The sequence below is a fragment of the Zavarzinia sp. CC-PAN008 genome (genome assembly GCF_051903925.1).
Taxonomy (GTDB): Bacteria; Pseudomonadota; Alphaproteobacteria; order Zavarziniales; family Zavarziniaceae.
Genome location: NZ_CP173678.1, coordinates 146146 through 164899 on the forward strand (window position 1 = coordinate 146146; position 18754 = coordinate 164899).

Sequence of the window (18754 nt, forward strand, 5' to 3'; positions counted from 1 at the left end):
GGTGCGGACGGAGGACCTGATCGACCGCCTTGCCACTGGCCTTGCCCCCATCCCCGCATTGGCCGTGGAGCGGCGGCTGGCCCTGGGGATGGCGATGGGCGGTGCGGCCAGCATCCTGGCGATCGTTGCGCTGTACGGCCTGCGGGCCGACCTGGCGCAGGCCGTCACGGTGCCCTCGTTCTGGCTGAAAGTGCTCTACAGCCTGGCGCTCTGCCTCAGCGCCGGCCTGCTGATGCGCGTCCTGGCGCGGCCCGATGCGACCCCGGGATGGCTGCCCTGGCTGCCCCTGGCGCCGGTCGCGCTCATGGCGGTCCTGGCCGTGCTGGAACTGGCGGCAAGCCCGCGGGCCGATTGGCCGCGCCTGGCGCTGGGCCACAGCTGGACGGCGTGCCCCTGGCGCGTCCTGGCGCTGTCCGTGCCGATCCAACTGGGCCTAATCTGGGCCTTCCGTCGCCTGGCGCCGGCACGACCGAGGGTCGCGGGCGCCGCGGCGGGCCTGACGGCCGGCGGCCTGGCGGCCGCGATATACTGCCTGGTCTGCACCGAGACGGCGGCCACCTTTGTCGTCGTCTGGTATTCCGCAGGGATCGCCCTGTCTGCCCTGCTGGGTGCGCTGTGGGGACCGCGCCTGCTGCGCTGGTAGCGGAGCGAGCACGCGTCGCGGCGGGCGCCTGCGCACCGGATTTGAACGGCCGGTTTTCACTGCCCCATGTTTTCGATGGAAATTGAGACGTCAGTTCCGTAAAACGGAGCCCGAAAGTCATGTGACAGGGACCGAAATGCCTGACTCCGCTCTTGCCGACGAGAATGCCGATCTGGGCTTCGACCCCCAGGCTTTGAAGGCCAAGTATCTTGCCGAGCGCGACAAGCGCCTGCGCGCCGACGGCAATTCGCAGTATGTCGAGATGGCGGGCGAGTTCGCCCATTACCTGGAAGACCCCTACGTGGCCCCGGGCTTCACCCGCGCGCCCCGCACGGACGAGGTCGAGGTGATGGTGATCGGTGGCGGCTTCGGGGGCCTGCTGGCGGCGGCCCGGTTGCGCCAGGCGGGCATTGACGACGTCCACATCATCGAGAAGGGCGGCGACTTCGGCGGCACGTGGTACTGGAACCGCTATCCGGGTGCGGCCTGCGACATCGAAAGCTACATCTACCTGCCACTGCTCGAGGAAGTGGGCTTCATGCCCGTCGAGAAGTACACGCGGGCGCCCGAGATCCTGAAGCACAGCCGCATGATCGGCGAGACCTTCGACCTTTATCGCAATGCGCACTTCCAGACCGAAGTGACGGCCCTGCGCTGGGACGAGGCGGCGGCCCGCTGGACGGTGGAGACGAACCGCAACGATGCCTTCCGCGCCCGCTTCGTGGTCATGGCGAACGGCCCGCTGCACCGCGCCAAGCTGCCCGGCATTCCCGGCGTCGAGACGTTCAAGGGCCACAGCTTCCACACCAGCCGCTGGGACTATGGCTATACCGGCGGCGATTCGACCGGCGGACTGACGGGCCTGAAGGACAAGCGGGTCGGCATCATCGGCACCGGCGCCACCGCCGTGCAGTGCGTGCCGCACCTGGGCGAGTGGGCCAAGGAACTGTACGTGTTCCAGCGCACTCCGTCCTCCATCGATGTGCGCAACAACCGGCCGACCGACCCCGAATGGCTGAAGTCGCTGGAGCCCGGCTGGCAGAAGAAGCGCATGGACAACTTCAACACGCTGGTGTCCGGCGGCTTCCAGGAAGAGGACCTGGTGAATGACGGCTGGACCGACATCATCACCAACCTGCTGATCCTGGCCCAGAAGCAGCGCAAGGAAGGCGCCTCCCCCGCGGACGCGGCCGACCTGGTGCAGCTGGCCGACTTCAAGAAGATGGAGCAGATCCGCGCGCGCGTGGATGCGATCGTGCAGGACAAGGCGACGGCCGACGCGCTGAAGCCCTGGTACAACCAGTTCTGCAAGCGCCCCTGCTTCCATGACGAGTATCTGGCGACCTTCAACCGCCCGGGTGTCCACCTGGTCGACACGATGGGCCGGGGCGTCGAGCGCATCACGGAAAAGGGCATTGTCGCCAATGGCCGCGAATACGAGATCGACTGCCTGATCTACGCGACCGGGTTCGAGGTCGGCACCAGCTATACCCGCCGGTCGGGCTATGAGCTCTATGGACGCAATGGCAAGAGCCTGACCGAGAAGTGGGCCGACGGCGTATCGACCCTGCACGGCGTGCTGACGCGCGACTTCCCCAACGTCTTCATCATCAGCAACGCGCAGTCGGGCTTCACCGCCAACTACCCGCACATGCTGGACGAGCAGAGCAAGCACATCGCCTATCTGGCGCGGAACTGCATCGACCGCCAGGTGCGCACGGTCGAGCCGACGGCGGAGGCGGAGCAGGGCTGGGTCGACACCATCATGTCGCTGGCCATCCTGCGCCAGAAGTACTTCGAGGAGTGCACGCCCGGCTACTACAACAACGAGGGCAAGCCGAGCATGCTGGCGGCGCGCAACGGCTCCTATGGTGCCGGGCCCATCGCCTTCGTGAAGGTGCTTGAGGACTGGCGGGCCGAGGGCGCGCTGAAGGGCCTGGACCTCAACGTCGCTTGAGGCCTCGGACCTCTCGGACCATCTCATCCTGAGGCGCGGAGCGAAGCGTAGCGTCGACGGATGGGCCGCCGCAGCGCCGGTTGCCCATCCGTCGAGGTGCCTTTGGGGCACCTCGACGGATGGGGTCGTCAGAGTCGAGAAATTCACCTATTGCAGGTCAGGCAACGCCGCCGTCCTGTCCCTGTCGCCTTGCGGTGGCGCATTCCCCCTGTACCCTTGGGCGTTCAGACGCGGGCGGCAGACCCGCGATAGGCCCGAGGGGATGCGCAGATGCCAGGTTCACTGCCCTATTACGACTGGGTCGCCCACCATGCGGGCCGCCGGCCGCACAAGCTGGCGATCCACGACCTGGCGGTCGACCGCCACCTGACCTATGCCGAGCTCAATGCCCGTGCCTGCCGCTTGGCCAGCCATCTCCAGGCACTGGGCCTGGGCAAGGGCGACCGCGTCGCCCTGCTGGCGCAGAACGGACCTGAGTATTTCGACCTGCAGTTCGCCTGCGGCAAGATCGGCGTCGTCATGCTGCCGCTCAACTGGCGCCTGACCGCGCCGGAACTGACCTACATCCTGGGCGATGCCAGCCCCCGCGTCCTGATCCACGATACCGGGTTCGGCGAGACGGTGGCGGCGATCCTGGAGCAGGTGGCCATCCCCCATGTCCTGGAGATCGAGCCCGGCAGCGCCACCAGCTCCTACGAACGGGCGCTGGCTCAGGCCGGCGAGGCACCCACGCTCGCCGCGCTGACGCATGACGACCTGTCGACCATCATGTACACCTCGGGTACGACCGGGCACCCCAAGGGTGCCATGATCACCCATGGCATGACCTTCTGGAACATCGTCAATCTGGGCTTTCCCGCGCGGATCACGCCAGAGACGGTGCATCTGGTGTTCCTGCCGCTGTTCCACACCGGCGGCCTCAACTGCTATTCGAACCCGGTTCTGCACGCGGGCGGGACGTTGCGCATCATGCGCAGCTTCGATCCCGGCCAGGCACTGGCTCTGATCGGCGACGCCAGCCTGGGCATCACCCACATTTTCGGCGTGCCGGCGCCCTATCTGTTCATGCAGCAGCACCCGCTGTTCAACGAGGTCGACCTGAGCCGGCTGAAGGCGGCGGGCGTCGGCGGCGCGCCCAGCCCGGTGCCGATGCTGGAAGTGTGGGCCGAACGCGGCGTGCCCCTGATGCAGGGCTATGGCATGACCGAGACCAGCCCCAGCGTCACCGCCCTGGATCCGGAGGATGCGGTGCGCAAGGTGGGCAGCGCCGGCAAGCCGCTGATGCACCAGGAGGTGCGCATCGTCGACGCGGAGAACAGTCCGGTCCCCGTGGGCGTCATGGGCGAGTTGCAGACCCGCGGGCCACACGTGACGCCCGGCTACTGGAACAAGCCCGAGGCGACGGCCAATAGCTTCGTCGACGGCTGGCTCAAGACGGGGGATGCCGCACGCTGGGACGAGGACGGCTTCATCTACATCGTCGACCGCTGGAAGGACATGTACATCTCGGGTGGCGAGAACGTCTACCCGGCGGAGGTGGAGACGGTGATCCACCGCCTGTCCTCGGTTTCGGAAGCCGCGATCATCGGCATTCCGGACGAACGCTGGGGCGAGGTGGGGGCAGCCTTCGTCGTCGTGCGGGAGGGGGCCAACCTGACCGAAGCCGCGATCCTGGAGCACTGCCGCCAGAACCTGGCGCGCTACAAGATGCCCCGCGCCGTGCGCTTCATCGACGCCATGCCCCGCAACGCCTCGGGCAAGATCCTGAAGCGCGAACTCCGCCTGCGCTGGGCCGACGAGGGGTAGGCGCGGCCCCAAATCAAGAACGCCCTCATCCTGAGGTGCGAAGCGAAGCGGAGCCTCGAAGGATGGGCAGCCGGTGCACCGCTGGCCCATCCTTCGAGGCCCCTTCGGGGCACCTCAGGATGAGGAGGAGAAAATCAGGTTGAAGCCCGGCCATAGCGGATGGCGGCGCGGGTGCGGGCCTTGGCGGCTTCTGCCGTGCGGTCGCGGGGCGGGGCCGTGGTTTCAAGGTCTGCGAGCAGGCGCATGGCGGCGGCATGGACCTGGTCCACGCCGCGGACAAAGGCCGCCTCGTTCGCCTGGGACGGCTTGTTGTAGCCGCTCAGCTTGCGCACGAACTGGAGGGCCGCGGCGCGCACCTCGTCCTCGCTGGCGGGGGGCGCGAAGTTGAACAGGGTGCGGATGCTGCGGCACATGGCGACCGGCTCCTTTCCGGCAGGATCCTAGCGGGCTGCCCCGCGCCCCTCGGGCGGCACGGTGCGCAGCGTCCACACGACGATGTCGCGCAGGACGGGGCCCAGAGCATCGTCGAACGAGCGGATGATGGTGGGCATGTCGGTGCCGGTCGCCTGGACCACGCTCTCGAAGGTGCGGGACGCGACGATGGTCAGTTCCGGCTGCTTCACCAGCTTGACGTTGATCCGGACCACGATGCGCGGCGGCGCGTTCTCTCCCGCCGAATAGTCGGCCTGGAACTCCCGCAGGTCCGAGATCAGGTTGAAGTCGCTGTCCAGGCCGATCGCCTGGCGGCCGACGCCCACGATCCGGTCCGTGTTCTCGAACGATTCGACCAGCAGGGACTGGATCATCTTGGGCGCGCGGTCGATCCAGCGCACGCCCGCGAAGTATTTCAGCTCGGTGGAGCTGGGCTGCAGCGCGATCTGGTCGGTGTCGGTCCCGCGCGGCGCCGTTGGCGGTTCCACCACCAGCTGCCATTCCGCCGTCGGCAGGCCCGAGGGGAAGGTGCTTTTCGGCGTGAGCGTGTAGAGCGACGGAGCCGGCCCGGAGACACCCGGCAACAGGTTGCCGCAGGCAGACAGGCCAAGGCCGAAGGCGGCGGCGAGGACGCAGGCAGCCAGGCGACGGGGGAAGAGGGTGCTGCTCATCGCGCCTGGAACTCCGGTCGATCATTGCCGAAGAAGAAGCGCGCCGGATCGTTCTCCAGGCGCGAGGCGACCCGCTCCATGGTGGAGACGAGCTGGCGCGCCTCGTTGATGAAGCGGGCGAACTGGTCCAGCCCGCTGACGGTGAAGGTCTTCAGCCCATCGCGATTGTCGGCGATCAGGGCGCTGGCCCCCTGGGCCAGGCGGCCGAAATCGCGCGTGGTGGCGCTGGCATCGCGCAGCAGGGTGCTGAACTCGCCGTCGATCTTGCGACTGATCAGGTCGAGCGCGTCCTCGATCGAGCGGATCAGGCGGGAGGCCCGCTGCGTTGCCTGGGCCAGGTCGCGGGTCGCGGCATCCGCGTTCTCGATGATGCGCGCGAACTCGTCGGACTTGGACGCGACCGTTTCCGACACCTTGGCGACGCTGGCCAGCGTGGTGCTGACCGAACGCACGTTCTCGTCGCTGATCACGGTGTTGATGCGGTCCAGCACTTCGTTCGCACGGCGGATCAGTTCGGGCGCGCCGGTGATCACCTGTTCCAGGGTCGACGGCTTGGAAACGATCTCGGCCATGCCGCCATCAGGTCCCGCCTCCAGCAGGGGGCTGGAGCCGCTGCCGCTGGAGATCTGGACGAACGAGACGCCGGTAATCCCCTGGGGCTGCAACTGGGCCACTGAATCCTGGCGGATCGGCGTCTGGGCATCGACGGAGATCACGACCTGGACCCGGTTGGGGCTTTGGCGGTCCAGCGTGATGTCGACCACGTTGCCGACCGGCACGCCGTTGTAGCGCACCTCGCTCGACCGGGTCAGGCCGTCGACCGCGCCATAGAAATAGATCTGGTAGCGGGTCGTCGCGTCCCGTGACGAGGTTCCGGCCAGCCACAGCACGAAGACGAAGCTGCCGGCGATCAGCGCCAGCGTGAACGCCCCGATCAGCAGGTGGTGCGCACGTGTTTCCATGGGCCTACTCCCTGCCTTGGCCGGCGGCCGCTGCGCTGCGGTCCTGCGATTGGCTGTCCTGTATGGTCCTGTCCTGTACGGTCCTGTCCTGGGCGTCCCGGGCAGCCCGGCCGCGCGGCCCGTGGAAGTACTCGACGATCCAGGGATCGGGATTGTCCAGCAACTCTGCCATGGGGGCCACGGCGATCACCTGCTTGCGCGCCAGCACGGCGATGCGGTCGCAGATCGTGGCAAGGCTGTCCAGGTCGTGCGTGATCATGACGACGGTAATTCCCATCGTGCGGTGCAGGTCCAGGATCAGCTTGTCGAACGCCGCAGCGCCGATCGGGTCCAGGCCGGCCGTGGGCTCGTCCAGGAACAGGATCTCCGGGTCAAGCGCCAGGGCGCGCGCCAGGCCCGCGCGCTTCTTCATGCCGCCGGACAGCGAGGATGGCAGCTTTGGCCCTGCATCGGGTGGCAGGCCGACCATGCCGATCTTCAGCGCCGCCAACTGGTCCATCAGGCCCTGCGACAGGTCCAGATGCTCGCGCATCGGCACCTGGACGTTCTGCGCGACGGAGAGCGAGGTGAACAGCGCGCCCGACTGGAACAGCACGCCCCAGCGCGATTCCAGCCGGCGCAGCGCCACGTCGTCCAGCTCGTCGACATTCTGCCCCAGGACCTCGATCGTCCCGGCATAGGGGCGGACCAGGCCGATGATCGTGCGCATGAGGACCGACTTGCCGGTGCCGGAGCCGCCGACCACACCCAGGATCTCGCCCCGGCGGATGTCCAGGTTCAGGCCCTGGTGAATCACCGCCGGTCCGAACCGGGTCTCCAGCCCGCGCACACGAATGACGTAGTCCTCGCTCATGATTGCCTGTTCCGCGCCCGGCCTCAGATACCGATCTGCGCGAAGAAGATCGAGAAGAAGGCGTCCAGGACCAGGACCAGGAAGATCCCCTCCACCACCGACTTGGTCGTCTGCGCCCCCAGGCTCTCGGCGCTGGCCTCGACCTTCAGGCCCTCGAAGCAGCCGATCAGGGCGATCACCGCGCCGAAGAAGGGGGCCTTGATCAGGCCTACCATCACCGTCCAGAAATCGGCGGCGTTGGCCACCCGCTCGATAAAGGCGGCGGGCGGGATGCCCAGGGCCAGCCAGCACATCAGGCCGCCGCCCAGCAGCCCCGCCAGGTCGGCCAGGAAGGCCAGGCCCGGCATCATGATCAGCAGCGCGATCAGCCGCGGCAGGACCAGCAACTCCACCGGGTCCAGGCCCAGCGTGCGGATCGCGTCCACCTCCTCGTTCAGCTTCATCGAGCCGATCTGCGCGGTGAAGGCCGAGCCGGAGCGCCCGGCGACCACGATCGCCGCCAACAGGATGCCGATCTCGCGCAGGGTCGAGATCGTGACCAGGTTCACCACGAAGACATCGGCCCCGAAGCGCCGCAACTGGTCAGCACCCTGGTACGCCAGGACGATGCCGATCAGGAACGAGATCAGGGCGACGATCGGCACCGCGTTGAGGCCGACCTGCTCCATCTGCGCCACGATCGAGGTGACGCGCAGGCGCCGCGGATCGCGCAACACGTTGAACAGGCTGGCCAGGACCAGCCCCAGGAAGGCCACCAGGTCGCGCCCGTTGGTGCCCGCGTTCGCCATGGTGCGGCCGACCCGCAGCACCACCTCCACCAGCGTATTCTCGGTGCGCGGCGGCTTCTGTCCACCCTGTGCGGTACTCGCCTCGACCTGCTCCAGCAGCACGCGGGAGGCATCGCTTTCGCCCGACAGGGCGGCCCCCTGGCCCCAGCGCGCCAGCGTGCGGTGGATCAACCAGGCCCCGGCAGTGTCCAGCCGCTGGATCCCGGAAATATCGAAGTGCAGCTGTTCCCCCCGCCCGGGCTTCAGGGCGTCCAGGTCGGGATCCAGCAGGCCGACGGTCGAGAATGTCCAGTCGCCGGCCGCGTGGAGCATGAGCCTGCCCCCCGACCGGTCAATGTCCAGAAGCAGCGGACCCCTCCCGCGGCGGGCCTCAGGACGTTGCGGCACGGCCTGCCGTCGCCTGGCCGGGGGATCCCGATCCCAGCTTGGCGATCAGGTAGTCGATGTTGGTGCCGTCGTAGCCGCTCTCGAAATTCGTCACCACGCGTTCGATCATCAGGGCGCGGAAGTGCTCGCGGTCGGCGTCGCCGCCGGGCAGCATCTCGGTCTCCTGCGCCACGCGGATTGCCGTGGTGACCAGGGGGAACAGCGATTCCGGCATGTTGCAGCGGTCGTAAAGCGCCTTCAGACCCCGCCCCCCACGGTCGTGGATCAGGCGATAAGCGCTGGCCACGGGAATGTTGGACAACCGCGCCAGCGCCGTCTCGAAGAAGTTGGTGTCGCCCGTGCACAGCGCCCGCACGATCAGCGTGGGCGTCAGGCGACCATTGCGGAACAGTTCGCCGACCAGTTCGGCGACGTCCAGCCGGCTGGCGCTGGAGAGCAGGGCCGCCGTCGCGCGCTCCCGGCTTTGCAACAGCAGATCGGCCGCGACATCGGGCGACAATTCGTGGTGCGTCACCAGGTGCTCGCGCAGGCGTTCGCTGACCAGGCCGACCAGGCGCTCGGCAATCACCAGGGGCAGGACCTGGCGGCGGGCCATGGGCTCGTTCACGCGGGGGCTGGAGCCGAACTCGTCCAGCACCTTGGACATCGTCTCGGGCCGCAGGTCGGCGCCCTCGTTGGCGACCAGCGTCGCCACGACTTCCTCGTTGTGGGTATCGGCCAGGGCATCGGCGACCACGGCCGAGACGACCTGGCGCCGGGCGACCGCGATCTGCCGCTCCTGCTTGTTGGTGGCGACGATCTCCAGCAGGTCCTCGTCCGACAGGACGCTGGAGGATTCGATGATGGGCAGCGCCACCTCGTCCACGTCGCGTGCCAGCGACAGGGCGATGTCGTGCGGCAGCGCCACGCTGTCCTTCAGGCTGTCCGACAAGGCAGAGCGCACCGACACCGACACGTCGCGCGCCAGAGTGCGGAAGATGTCCTCGGCCAACGACTTCTCGCGACCGGCCAGACCGCCGCCGGAAAAGTGCCGGCCCAGCTTCGACACGGTAATCCGGCGGTTCTCGGCCGACGGGTCCGCCATCAGCCGGGCCAGGTCGGACGCATCAAGGGCGACTTTTTCTGCCACTGCGCTCACCAACGTACAGACGTCCAAGCCTAGCACAGGACGCGGGGATCGTCCCGAATCCGATTGCAGCCGCTGGATCCTGCCCGCTTCGGCAGGTGCGGCGAAGGGCGGCGCGGCGCGGAACCACGGCGACAGGGGCCGTACTTCCCGCTGGAATGCGGCCTGCCCGAAGGCGCCGGGCGCCCATCGTGGCCCGGCCTTGCGGTGCGGTTGCGTACACCAGTCAGCATTCTTCATCAGCAAGGACGTCCGGGACATGCCACGCCTTCTTCCTGCCCTGGCTATCAGCAGCCTTTCGATCGCGACCCTGGCGCTTGGCGCCCTGGCCAGCCCGGCGCTGGCCGCCGGCGACCCCGTCAAGGGCGAGCAGGTCTTCAAGCGCTGCATGACCTGCCACACCACGGCGCAAGGGGCGCCCAACAAGGTCGGACCCAACCTGTTCGGCGTGGTCGGCGCCCAGGCCGGGCATGTGGAGGGCTTCCGCTATTCGGATGCCATGAAGGGTTCGGGCCTGACCTGGGACGAGGCGACGCTGGACGCCTACCTGACCAAGCCCAGGGAATTGATCCCCGGCAACAAGATGGCCTTTGTCGGCCTGCCCAAGGAACAGGACCGCGCGGACGTCATCGCCTATCTGTCCACGCTGAAATAAGCCGTCCACGGATATATCAATCTAATCCCGCATTGTGGGAAATCTGGACTCGTCTCCCACGTTATGGTTTCCTGTCGACAGACAGCTTCTTGTCGGGAGGATGACGTGCGGAACGCAGCACAGACGTCGGGCCTGCACGGCCCGGCCACCCTGCCCAGCCGGCGAACAATCCTGCTGGGCAGCGCCGCCCTGGTCGCCGTTTCCTGGGCCGCCGTGATCGGCAGCATGATCGCCTGACCTGGGCCGCGCAGGCCGGTCCTGGGCGCCAGGTCCTGAGCGCCCCTCAGTCCGTGCCGGCCTGCAGGGCTTTGACGCGCTGGCGGCTGAGGCGGATCAGGTTGATGGCGGCGTCCGGCGTGCGCCACCCGGAATGGGAGGCGATCACCACGTTCTCGAAGCGGGTGATGGGATCGTCCTGCGGCAGCGGCTCCTTGTGGAACACATCCAGTCCCGCGGCACCGATCGTGCCGTCGGCCAGCGCGTCCAGCAGGGCCTGTTCCTGGACCACGGCGGCGCGCGCGGTGTTCACGAAGAGGACGCCCTTCTTCAATCGGGCGAAGTGTTCCTTCGTCAGGAAGTTCTCGGTCTCAGCCGTCAGCAGCAGGTGGATCGACAGCACGTCGGCCGTCGACAGCACTGTGTCCAGGCTGGCCATGCGGGCATTGGGGTCCGTCGTCGCAGAGCGATTCCAGGCGATGACCTCCATCCCCAGGCCCCGGGCGATCCGCGCCGTCTCGCGGCCGATGCCGCCCAGCCCGACCAGGCCAAGCACCTTGCCCTCGAGCTGGACGCCGGCGGCGGGGGACCAGGTGCCGCGCCGCACCTCCCGATCCATCTGGGCGAGCCCCCGGGCGGCCGCGAACATCAGGGCGATGGTCTGCTCCGCGACGGCCCGGTTGCCATAGCCAGGGATGGTCCAGACCGTGATGCCCAGGTCCTGCGCCGCCGCCATGTCGACGAAGCTGGCGGCCCCGGTGCCCAGGAACACGAAGTGCTTCAGGTCGGGACAGGCCTTCAGCGTCTCGCGCGAGAACCAGGTGTGGTCGACGACCACGATCTGGTATCCGGCCAGCAGGCGGGGGATGTCCGCCTCGCCAAACGGGCTTTCGTTGACGTCGATCGGGGGATCGTCCGGGTCCTGCACGCTGGCCCAGAAGGGATCGCCATCAATCAGCAAGGCACGCATCCGCTCAGCTCCTGTTCCGGCCGTGGACCCACCTGCGCCAGCGTGCCGTGCCTTGCGCGTCCAGGCCAGGGGCGCGCGGTCAAAGTGAGGTTCAGCGGCCAAGTCTTGCGGCGGCGCGGACGATTGTGCACTGCATTTTTGCGGTGCGACATCGGCCCGGGGATGGCTCCCCGGCGGCGCATCATGACCCCCTCCCCCGACCCCCGTCGATTGGACTAGAGTCGGGGGACGCCAACGCTCACCCACAGGCCCCCAGCACGGCCCACCCGGACGAAAGCGATCATGGACATCCAGCGCCCCTATCTCCTGTTCATCGGCGATGCCCGCGACGATCTGGCGGCAAAGACCGCGTCCGGGATCCTGGACTGGCGGCGCGACTGGTGCCTGGGCCAGTTCCGCCTGCCCGGCTGCAATGCGGACCTGAAGATTCCCGACCTGACCATCGCCCAGGCGCGGGAGAAGGGCGTGCGCACCCTGATCATCGGGGTGGCCAATGCGGGCGGCGTGATCCCGGACAACTGGACGACCACCATCGTCGAGGCGCTGGATGCCGGCATGGATGTCGCCAGCGGCCTGCATACCCAGCTGGGCAGCATTCCCGCCGTGGCCGAGGCGGCCCGGCGCAATGGCCGGCAGCTGTTCGACGTGCGCCACAACACGATGACCTTCGCCACGGGCAAGGGGACGAAGCGCCCGGGCAAGCGGGTCCTGACGGTCGGCACCGACTGCTCGGCGGGCAAGAAGTACACGGCCCTGGCGATCGAGGCCGAGTTGCTGAAGCGCGGGCTGAAGGCCGATTTCCGGGCGACCGGACAGACCGGCATCTTCATTTCCGGGCGCGGTGTCGCGGTCGATGCGGTGGTTGCCGACTTCATCTCCGGTGCGGCCGAATGGATCAGCCCGGCCAACGATCCCGATCACTGGGACGTGATCGAGGGGCAGGGCTCGCTCTTCCATGCCTCGTTCGCGGGCGTCAGCCTGGGCCTGCTGCACGGCTCGCAGCCCGACGCCATCGTGATGTGCCACGAGCCGACCCGCACCACCATGCGCGGCCTGCCCGACTCGACGATCCCCGACCTGCAGGCCTGCATCGACGCCAACATCGCGATGGGCCGCCTGACCAACCCGGCGATCCATTGCGTGGGCGTTGCCGTCAACACCTCCAAGCTGGCGCCCGAGGCCGCGCTGGACTATTGCGGGGGCGTCTCGCGCCGGCTCGGCCTGCCTTGCGTGGATCCCGTGGCCTGGGGCGTCGGTCCGATCGTGGACCGTCTTCTGGCGACCACCTGATGGACCTGCGCGTCACGACCGAAAGCTGGCCCCTGGCCCAGGCCTTCCGCATCTCGCGCGGGGCCAAGACCAGCGCGGACGTGGTGGTCGCCAGCGTCAGCGACGGCACCCATGTAGGGCGCGGCGAATGCGTGCCCTACAAGCGCTATGGCGAATCGATCGAGGGCGTGGTCGCCGCGATCGAGGCCCTGGCGCCCCACGTCGCCGACGGGCTGGATCCGATCGCGCTGCAGGGTGTGATGACGCCGGGCGCGGCGCGCAACGCGCTGGACTGCGCCTTGTGGGACCTGGCCGCCAAGCGCGCGGGCAAGCGCATCTGGGAGTTGCTGAACCAGCCGGCGCCCGAACCCGCGATGACCGCCTATACGCTCAGCCTGGACACGCCGGAGGCAATGGCCGCGGCCGCCCGGGCCGCACGCGACCGGCCGCTGCTGAAGCTGAAGCTGGGCGGCGACGGCGACATCGAGCGCGTGCGCGCCGTGCGGGAGGAGACGCAGGCCGCGCTGATCGTCGATGCCAACGAGGCCTGGAGCCCGGCCCAGGTCGAGGCCTTCACCCCCGCCATGGCGGAAGCCGGCGTGGTCCTGATCGAACAGCCTCTGCCCGCGGACGACGATGCCGCGCTGGAGGCGATCGAGAGCCCCGTCCTGCTGTGCGCGGACGAGTCGCTGCACGATCGCCACGACCTGGACCGCATCGCGCGGCGCTATGACGTGATCAACGTGAAGCTGGACAAGACCGGCGGCCTGACCGAGGCGCTGGCCCTGGTCAAGGCGGCGCAGGAGCGGGACCTGGGCCTGATGGTCGGCTGCATGGTGGGCACGTCGCTGGCCATGGCCCCGGCCATGCTGGTCGCCGTGCACGCCCGCTGGGTCGACCTGGACGGGCCGCTGCTGCTGGCCGCCGACCGCCAGCCCGGCCTGGCGTTCGAGGGCAGCATCATCCAGCCGCCGCCGGCGGCGCTCTGGGGCTGAGGACGGAACCGGCGCGGCGCAACCGCACTTCGGCTCCGTCATGGCGGATCCCTTCAGCGCCGACCACGCGCAGGCGCGTGGCCGCTTCCTGACGGCGGCCCAGGCGCGCCGCCTGCCGCTGGTCAGCCACGTCCACCCCCTGCGCGGTCCCCGTGACGAGGAGCTGGCCTGCGACGTGGTGCGCCTGGGCCCGGCCGATGCGGGCAGGATCCTGCTGCTGGTCGCGGGCACCCATGGGGTCGAGGGCTTTTTTGGAACGGCCGCCTTGCTGGACGCGCTGGAGGGCGGCATCGCCCCGCCTGCGGGCTGCGCGATCCTGATGGTCCACGCCCTGAATCCGCACGGCCATGCGCATCTGCGCCGGGTGACGGAGGGCAATGTCGACCTGAACCGCAATTTCGTCGACTTCGCAGGGCCGCTGCCCCCGGCCCCGGACTATGACGCGATCGATGCCGGGGTGAACCCCCAGGCGCTGGACGCGGCCGCCCTGGCGCAGGCGGATGCCGTGCTGCGCGCCTTCCAGAAAGCCCACGGTGCCGCGGCGCTGCAGGCGGCGATCACCCGCGGACAGTACCACCGCCCCGGGGGCATCTATTTCGGCGGGACGGCACCGACCTGGTCCCGCCAGTTGGTCGAAACCCTGTGCGCCAGCGACCTGGCCCGGGCGGAGCGCCTGGTCGTGCTCGACTTCCACACCGGCCTGGGGGCGCCGGGTTCGGCGGAGCTGATCAGCGAGGCCGCCGCCGACAGCGCGGAATTGGCACGCGCAAGCGCCTGGTTCGGGCCCCAGGTCGCGAGTGCCGCAGCCGGCCAGTCGCTCTCGGCGGCCGTGCACGGTTCGCTGGACAGCGGGCTGGCCCACCTCTGCCCCCACGCCGAACGGACCATCCTGTGCCTGGAGGTCGGCACCGTGTCGGCGGTCGAGGTGCTGCGCGCCCTGCGCGCCGACAACTGGCTGCACCAGTGGGGAACGCCGCACGGGCCACGGACCCAGGCGATCAAGGCAGCGATCCGCGCCGCCTTCTTTCCCGACACGCCGGACTGGAAGACACAGGTCACCGGCCATGCCCGTGCCACGCTGCGCCTTGCCCTGGCCGCCCTGGCGGAACGGTGAGCGCGAACCCAGGTTGAAGGAACGTATCCGGCCAGGGAGCCCGCCAATGCCCAGTCCCACGCATGCAGCCACTTGGCGTCCGGCCTTTCTGGCGATGTCCCTTCTGCTGCTGGCCCCGTGGACACAGGCTCGGCCAGCCACGGCCCAGGCGATCACCACGACGGCGCCCAGCCTGGGCCAGGGCGCGCCCATGGCGCTGCCGCCCCCGCCACCTGCGGGCGCCAGCGGCACGGCCCTTCCCGCACCTCAGGCAACGGGCACGACCCGCCTGGGCGCGGGGACTGGCGGTGCCATCGGCAGCCCACGCGAGCCCTATGCACCCACACTCGGCACCGGCTCCGGCCTGGTCGGCCGCGGACCGGCATTGGCTCCCCTGCCGTCGCCTCCGCGCTGAGCGCCCAATCCAGGCCCCCCCAAACGCACAAGGGGCCGGCGCGCCATGTGGCGGGCCGGCCCCTTGTGCGTGAGGAGGGGCGACCGGGCCAAAGCCCGATCGCCCCGATCGCTCAGTGCAGGCGGATGATCGACGCTTCCGCGGCGCTCAGCGGCTTGCGCTTGCCCGGCCAGATGTACTCGATCACCGCGATCAGGGCGGGCAGCAGGGTCACCGCGCCGATCATGTTCACCATGAACATGAAGGTCAGCAGCATGCCCATGTCCGCCTGGAACTTCAGCTCCGAGAAGCTCCAGGTCGAGACGCCGACCGCCAGGGTGAAGCCCGTGAACATCGTCGCCGAGCCCACGTCCTTCAGCGCCTGCAGATAGGCCTGGTGCGGGTTCTTGCCGGCCCGCATGTAGCGCTGGATACGGTTGTACTCATAGATGCCGTAGTCCACGCCGATGCCGACCGCAATCGCCAGCACGGGCAGCGTCGCGATCTTCAGGCCCAGGCCCATCCAGGTCAGGAACCAGTTGCCGATGATGGTCGACACGATCAGCGGCAGCACGCAGCACAGCGACCCGCGCCATTCGCGATAGGTCAGCAGGACCAGCGCGATGACGACGCCGTACACGTAGAGCAGCATCGGCAGTTCGGACTTGGCCACGACCTCGTTCGTCGCCGCCATGATGCCGACATTGCCGGACGCCAGGCGCACATTGATGGCCTCGGACTTCGTCTCGGGCAGGCTCAGGTAGTCGGCGGCCTGTTCCAGGATCGCCGGCTTCTCCCCCGGGGTCCTGAGGTAGGCAACGACAGCATCCAGCGGATGGGTGGTCGCGAAGTTGCGATCGCCCGTCTCGATGCTGACGCGGTGGGCCTGGATGTACTCGGCCGCCATGGCTGCGACGCGGGCGCGCTTCGCCTCGGTCGAGCTCTGCATGATCGTGTCGATCTGCTCCTTGATCTCGGCCGGCAGGTTGTCGACCTGCGTCCGGACAAAGGGCATCACCCGGTTCCACTGCGAGCGCGAGATGTCGTTGTCGCCCGCCTGCTTCACGATCCCGTCCAGCGTCGCCAGGGCGACGTCGACGGGCTTCGAGTCAGCCGGCGCCGCCTTGACCGCCGCGTCCAGTTCTGGCGTCAGCCAGTCGCTGGCCAGGCCGAAGCGCTGGAAGCTCTCGCGGTTGCCGTCCAGGAACTCGGACATCGCCGTCAGGATCAGGGCCTGCTGCGCGTAGTGCACCACGGTCGCCTTGTCGGCATCGCTGGCACCGGGCATGCGATTGATCAGGCCGACGATCTCGGTGTGGAGCTTGTGCTCGTCGCGGAACGCCTCGACGGCATGCACCACGCGGTTGATCGTCTCGGCCCGGTGGTCGCGCAGGAAGATCTGCAGCGGCATGACGGTGCAGATCTGGTTGAACGCACCCGACGAGGTCGAGATCGGGTTGATCGCCTGGCTGAGCACGTCCGAATTGCGCGGCAGGACCCGCCACTTCAGGTTGCCCTCGCGCCACAGCGTGCCAATCTGCTTGGCCAGCAGCGGCAGGCCGATGGCCGCCTGCACGCCCTCGACATTCGCCATCTCCCACTGGAAACGGTCCAGCAGGTTCATGACGCGCCGTTCGACGCAGGTGTCCTGCGGCGTCTCCACCACGACGGTCAGCAGGTCGACGCCGATGTTGAAGTTGTCGACGATGAAGCGCGTGTCGGTGTTGTAGCGCGAGTTGGGCCACAGCTCGGCCGCGCCGTCATTGGTGTCGCCCACCTGCAGGTCGCGGCTGACATAGATGCCGATGGCACTGAGCATCGCGCAGAAGCCGACGAAGATGAACGCGTTGCGGGGCAGCGCGATCTTGGCGACCGTCGGCCAGTACTTCTCGCGCGAGGCCATGGCGGCCTGCACCTTGCGGGCATATTCGCCCGTCGGCGCGATGTACGAGGCCAGCAGCGGCAGCATCAGCAGGTTCGAGATGATCTTCAGCGCCACACCGATCGAGGCGGTGATGGCCAGTTCCTGGATCATGCCGATCGGGATGATGTACAGCGTGCCAAAGCCGGCCAGACAGGTCAGCAGTGCCACCGAGCCCGGCAGGAACAGGAAGCTGAACGTGTCGCGGGCGGCCTGCTCCTTCGTCTTCCCGTTGGCGATCTCGGCGCCGATCATGTTGATCTGCTGCACGCCGTGCGACACGCCGATGGCGAAGACCAGGAACGGCACCAGCACGGCCAGCGGGTCGAGGCCGAAGTCGAAGATGTACAGAAGCCCGAATTGCCAGCCCAGCGAACACAGCGACGCCGTCAGCGTGACGAATGTCAGCGTCCACGACCGGCAGTACAGGTACAGCATCAGAACGGTCAGGACGAAGGCGATGGCGAAGAAGAACACCACGCTCTTGGCACCGTCGGCGATGTCGCCCATCAGCTTGGCGAAGCCGATGATCTTCACGCTGACCTTGTCGTTCTCGTACTTCTGCCGGATGTTCTCTTCCAGCCGCTTCGCCACCTCGAAATAGTCAAGGCGGCGGCGCGTCTCGGGATCGATGTCCTGCAGCTCGGCCGTGATCATGGAGGCGGAGAAGTCGTTGGCGACCATGCGCCCGACCAGGCCCGCCTTCAGGATGTTCGTCCGCGCCAGCTCCATGCCACCGGCATCGGCGCTGAACGACGGCGGGATGACGTCGCCGGCCCGGATGCCGTCCTCGGTGATCTCGAAGAAGCGGGTGTTCGCGGTCCACAGCGAGCTGACCGTGCCGCGGGCGACGCCGGGGATGAAGAACAGGTCGTCGGTCGCCGCCTTCAGCTCGCGCAGGTAGTCCGGCGTGAAGATCGTGCCGTCCTTCGCTTCCAGCACGATCAGGACCCGGTTCGCCCCCGCAAACTGGTCCTGATACTGGAAGTAGGTATCGATGTAGTCGTGCCCGATCGGCAGCTGCTTGGTGAAGCCTGCGTCCATGCGCAGGCCGGTGGCCATGTAGAACATCACCACCGTCACCGCGAACAGGACCATCAATATGAAGGCCCTGAAGCGGAAGACGAAATTCTCGACGCGCTGCATCATGGTCGGGCTGTTCCCCCCATACGTGAGGGCTTGACGCCCTTTCGTGTCTGGAAAGTCAGCTTCTTACGGGAACGCCTAGGCAGGCGTCAATCGCTGACCGCACGGTCAGGCCGCCATTCCCAAACGATGATCAGGCAACCTGTCTCCGTACGCGAGCTGTGACGGGTGGAAGGCGCGAAAGACACGAAGTCCCCGGCCCTGAACACTGTTCCGTCGTCATCGATCAATTCACCTTCCAGAATCAGGAATTGTTCGTGACCCGGATGGACATGCGGCAGGCTGGACGAGCCTGGCGACATGCGCATCAGGAACGAACCTTCCATCCGCGCGCGGTCGTAGTTGAGGGGAACCCAACCGATGTCGCGCTGGACCTCGCCATCCAGGTCATAGACGGCCAGGGGGGTGTCATGGATCGGGGTGATGCGGCGCTCGGTCACGGGTCTCATCCTCTGGAGCTTGCGTCTCAG

18 protein-coding genes are annotated in these 18754 nt (G+C 68.1%); 9 read left to right on the forward strand and 9 right to left on the reverse strand.

The genetic code is table 11. The annotated features are described in order from the left end of the window. Position 1: 1 nt before the first annotated feature. The 3 genes from ACI6GS_RS00775 (at position 2) to ACI6GS_RS00785 (ending at position 4406) form a co-directional block, all read left to right on the forward strand. Positions 2–643, forward strand: a complete 642-nt coding sequence (locus ACI6GS_RS00775) for an NrsF family protein (protein ID WP_439815868.1) — start codon at positions 2–4, stop codon at positions 641–643. A 136-nt stretch (positions 644–779) separates the two neighbouring features. Continuing rightward, the gene (locus ACI6GS_RS00780; RefSeq protein WP_439815869.1) at positions 780–2600 is read left to right on the forward strand and encodes a flavin-containing monooxygenase; all 1821 of its coding nucleotides are present in this window, start codon (positions 780–782) and stop codon (positions 2598–2600) included. A gap of 270 nt (positions 2601–2870) precedes the next feature. After that, entirely contained in the window at positions 2871–4406 is a 1536-nt protein-coding gene (locus ACI6GS_RS00785; protein ID WP_439815870.1) for an acyl-CoA synthetase, read from the forward strand. 134 nt (positions 4407–4540) lie between these two features. On the opposite strand, the gene ACI6GS_RS00790 is transcribed toward ACI6GS_RS00785, so the two are convergent. Genes ACI6GS_RS00790 through ACI6GS_RS00815 form a run of 6 tightly spaced genes read right to left on the reverse strand, consistent with a single transcriptional unit; the run spans position 4541 to position 9637 of the window. Further along, complete coding sequence (locus tag ACI6GS_RS00790; protein WP_439815871.1) at positions 4541–4819, reverse strand: DUF2277 domain-containing protein; 279 nt, start codon at positions 4817–4819, stop codon at positions 4541–4543. Positions 4820–4846: 27 nt separating this feature from the next. Further along, entirely contained in the window at positions 4847–5509 is a 663-nt protein-coding gene (locus ACI6GS_RS00795) for an ABC-type transport auxiliary lipoprotein family protein (RefSeq protein ID WP_439815872.1), read from the reverse strand. Continuing rightward, positions 5506–6471 (reverse strand): MlaD family protein, encoded by a 966-nt coding sequence (locus tag ACI6GS_RS00800; protein ID WP_439815873.1) that lies wholly within the window; start codon positions 6469–6471, stop codon positions 5506–5508. Before ACI6GS_RS00800 ends, ACI6GS_RS00795 begins: the two co-directional genes overlap by 4 nt. A gap of 4 nt (positions 6472–6475) precedes the next feature. Continuing rightward, positions 6476–7324 (reverse strand): ABC transporter ATP-binding protein, encoded by an 849-nt coding sequence (locus tag ACI6GS_RS00805; protein ID WP_439815874.1) that lies wholly within the window; start codon positions 7322–7324, stop codon positions 6476–6478. A 23-nt stretch (positions 7325–7347) separates the two neighbouring features. Then, a complete protein-coding gene (locus ACI6GS_RS00810) occupies positions 7348–8424 on the reverse strand; it encodes an MlaE family lipid ABC transporter permease subunit (protein WP_439815875.1) in 1077 nt (358 codons plus the stop codon). A gap of 58 nt (positions 8425–8482) precedes the next feature. Continuing rightward, positions 8483–9637 (reverse strand): DUF2336 domain-containing protein, encoded by a 1155-nt coding sequence (locus tag ACI6GS_RS00815; protein WP_439815876.1) that lies wholly within the window; start codon positions 9635–9637, stop codon positions 8483–8485. Positions 9638–9884: 247 nt separating this feature from the next. Here ACI6GS_RS00815 and ACI6GS_RS00820 point away from each other — a divergent pair, with 247 nt between their 5' ends. Beyond that, positions 9885–10280 carry a c-type cytochrome gene (locus ACI6GS_RS00820; RefSeq protein WP_439815877.1) on the forward strand — a complete coding sequence of 132 codons (396 nt, stop codon included), beginning with the start codon at positions 9885–9887 and terminating at the stop codon, positions 10278–10280. A gap of 105 nt (positions 10281–10385) precedes the next feature. Then, positions 10386–10517, forward strand: coding sequence for a hypothetical protein (locus ACI6GS_RS00825; RefSeq protein ID WP_439815878.1), 132 nt, complete (start codon positions 10386–10388; stop codon positions 10515–10517). Between the two features lie 46 nt (positions 10518–10563). Here the strand turns inward: ACI6GS_RS00825 and ACI6GS_RS00830 are convergent, their stop codons facing one another. After that, entirely contained in the window at positions 10564–11466 is a 903-nt protein-coding gene (locus tag ACI6GS_RS00830) for an NAD(P)-dependent oxidoreductase (protein WP_439815879.1), read from the reverse strand. Positions 11467–11748: 282 nt separating this feature from the next. Here ACI6GS_RS00830 and dgcN point away from each other — a divergent pair, with 282 nt between their 5' ends. From dgcN to ACI6GS_RS00850, 4 genes are all read left to right on the forward strand, one after another. Then, positions 11749–12756, forward strand: a complete 1008-nt coding sequence (gene dgcN, locus ACI6GS_RS00835; protein ID WP_439815880.1) for an N-acetyltransferase DgcN — start codon at positions 11749–11751, stop codon at positions 12754–12756. Continuing rightward, entirely contained in the window at positions 12756–13730 is a 975-nt protein-coding gene (dgcA, locus tag ACI6GS_RS00840; RefSeq protein ID WP_439815881.1) for an N-acetyl-D-Glu racemase DgcA, read from the forward strand. The genes dgcN and dgcA overlap by 1 nt, the downstream gene beginning before the upstream one ends. 40 nt (positions 13731–13770) lie before the next feature. After that, positions 13771–14844, forward strand: coding sequence for a DUF2817 domain-containing protein (locus ACI6GS_RS00845; protein ID WP_439815882.1), 1074 nt, complete (start codon positions 13771–13773; stop codon positions 14842–14844). A 94-nt stretch (positions 14845–14938) separates the two neighbouring features. Then, on the forward strand, positions 14939–15238 hold the full coding sequence (locus ACI6GS_RS00850; RefSeq protein WP_439815883.1) for a hypothetical protein: 300 nt from the start codon (positions 14939–14941) through the stop codon (positions 15236–15238). A 112-nt stretch (positions 15239–15350) separates the two neighbouring features. On the opposite strand, the gene ACI6GS_RS00855 is transcribed toward ACI6GS_RS00850, so the two are convergent. Both ACI6GS_RS00855 and ACI6GS_RS00860 read right to left on the reverse strand, forming a co-directional pair. Further along, positions 15351–18287 carry an efflux RND transporter permease subunit gene (locus tag ACI6GS_RS00855; RefSeq protein WP_439815884.1) on the reverse strand — a complete coding sequence of 979 codons (2937 nt, stop codon included), beginning with the start codon at positions 18285–18287 and terminating at the stop codon, positions 15351–15353. An 86-nt stretch (positions 18288–18373) separates the two neighbouring features. Continuing rightward, a complete protein-coding gene (locus tag ACI6GS_RS00860) occupies positions 18374–18724 on the reverse strand; it encodes a cupin domain-containing protein (RefSeq protein ID WP_439815885.1) in 351 nt (116 codons plus the stop codon). Positions 18725–18754: the final 30 nt, after the last annotated feature.